We start from the raw sequence: 2,020 nt of genomic DNA, 5'->3' as shown, positions 1-2,020 counted from the left end.
CATAGGCGTATCGCTCCTCAGGGAGGTTCTGGCAGGCTTGGACACCCGCCACGATACGCCGCCTTCTCAAACCTCATCACCTATTTTCAGCCATAGCCCTATCATCGTTGGGCGGGAACAGTTCTTGGCAGCGGATATGTCGTGGTGCGGCTCAGGCAAAAATATTGCTGCCTGTTTCTGGTTTGGATAGCGTTTCATGTCTGGATGAAGGATGTAGATATTATGATTGCGGTTACAAAAAGCGATTCGGGAGCATGAATCTGAGTAACGGATATGTGACCGACATCACCTATTCCAGCGGCTATTACGTCGAGCAGTCTCCGCGGCTGACGGCGCTCGTGGCGCTTCTGACGGGCCAGGATGCACGCATGCCGGGTCCGGACGAACCGTTTCATTTCCTCGATATCGGCTCCGGCCGTGGTTTCACGGCGCTGGTCATGGCCGTTGCCAACCCTGGCTGGACCGTAACCGGCATCGATTTCAATCGCGCGCATGTTGCTGACGCGCGTGAAATGGCGGCGCGGGCCGGAATTCGGAATTGCCGGTTCATCGAGGCAGACCTCGCCGATTTCGATGATACGGACCTTCCCGCTGTCGATGCGGTCAGCCTTCATGGCGTCTGGACCTGGGTCAGCGATGCTGTCCGCGCCGGCATCCTGCGTTTGCTTGAGCGTCGGCTGGTGCCCGGCGGTTTGTGCCATGTCAGCTACAATCTGCTTCCCGGCTGGGGCGGCGTGGTCGGACTGCAGCGCCTGGTGCGGGAAGCGGGACTGAGGCTTGCCGATCGGGCGGACCGCCAGGTCGAACGCGGTTTCGGGGTTGTTCGCCATCTTTTCGGCCCGCTTGGCGAGGCAACGGATGAGCGGACGCGTGCCATGCTGCAGATGCTGGCAGACAAGCCTGCGGCGTATCTGGCCCATGAGTTCATGAATGCCGACTGGCGCCCCTGCTTCCACGCTGACGTTGCGGCGGCATTCTCGGATGTCGGGCTGAGCTATGTCGGGTCCTCCCGTATCCTGGATAGTATCGCCGAGGTGACGCTACCTCCGGCAGCGCTGGAAGTCGCCCGGCAATTCGGCGATTCGGCGATGACCGAACTCATCAAGGATGTCACTCTCGGCCGGCCGTTGCGTCATGATATTTATGTTCGTGGCGGAAGACGGGTCGCGATGGTCCCACGCGACAGCATCTTGCGCGGCCTGACGCTCGGCCTTGCCCTGCCATATTCCCAACGTCGCCTCGGCATCCCCTCGCCGACGGGCGAACTATCCATGAACCCGGCATTCTACGAGCCGGTCTTTGCTCGTCTCGCGCAAGGGGGCGCGTCGGTCGAGGAACTCTTGAGCCTGGCCCGACCGAACGGCGCCTCGCCGGCATCCGACAATCCCGCCGAACTCGTCGCCCTGCTGGTGGGAACCGGACAGGCTGTGCTCCTTCCCGCGCCCGGCCGGCCGATGACTGCATCCGCGCGGGCACTGAATGGCATGATGTTTGCCACCCAGGTGGCAGGCACCGCGATGACTGAAACTGTCGCTTTCGCGGTGCCGGCACAGGGCGGGGGGTTCAACCTGCCGGCGGCTGGAGCGCTCGCGGTGTTGCGTCAACAGGAGCGGCGGGAAACGGCGGCCGAAGGGACGATCCTGCCACCGCCCGATCGTGACACCATCGAACGCTGGGCGGCGGAGGCGATGGGCGACAGGCCTGAGATGTGCGTGGCCCTGGCGACCGGGATGGAGAGTTTTCTCCGCGAAAGCCGTTCGACCCTGGAGGCCCTGGGTATTCCCTGTTGATTGCCGGCGGCTTGGCTGCCTGCGAATCGTGTCGCTCCGCTAGAGCACGTTCCGATGCTGACGGATCGGATGTCGTGCTCTATCACATTGATAATTAGAGTATCTTTATCCGATCAGATGATTCCAACTGGTCGGATGATGCTCTAGGTTCTGTACCTATTGCCATGACTACGGGGCGTCTGATTCAAGTCTGTTCGGAGGACTTGGAACATGGCGGAACTTTTCTGGCT

At 61.4% G+C, this 2,020-nt stretch carries 2 protein-coding genes; both read left to right on the top strand.

Features of this window, described 5'->3' with window-relative positions:
• The coding region (locus B7Z76_RS15985) for a hypothetical protein (protein WP_291345235.1) at positions 1–190 on the top strand (190 nt) is incomplete at its 5' end.
• 85 nt (positions 191–275) lie between these two features.
• Positions 276–1,790 carry a class I SAM-dependent methyltransferase gene (locus B7Z76_RS15980; protein WP_236656287.1) on the top strand — a complete coding sequence of 505 codons (1,515 nt, stop codon included), beginning with the start codon at positions 276–278 and terminating at the stop codon, positions 1,788–1,790.
• The last annotated feature ends 230 nt before the right edge of the window (positions 1,791–2,020 follow it).

The sequence above is a fragment of the Acidiphilium sp. 20-67-58 genome (genome assembly GCF_002255515.1).
Classification (GTDB): domain Bacteria; phylum Pseudomonadota; class Alphaproteobacteria; order Acetobacterales; family Acetobacteraceae; genus Acidiphilium.
The sequence above is the reverse complement of the archived record's forward strand: the minus strand, read 5'-3'. Positions and strand labels throughout refer to the sequence as shown.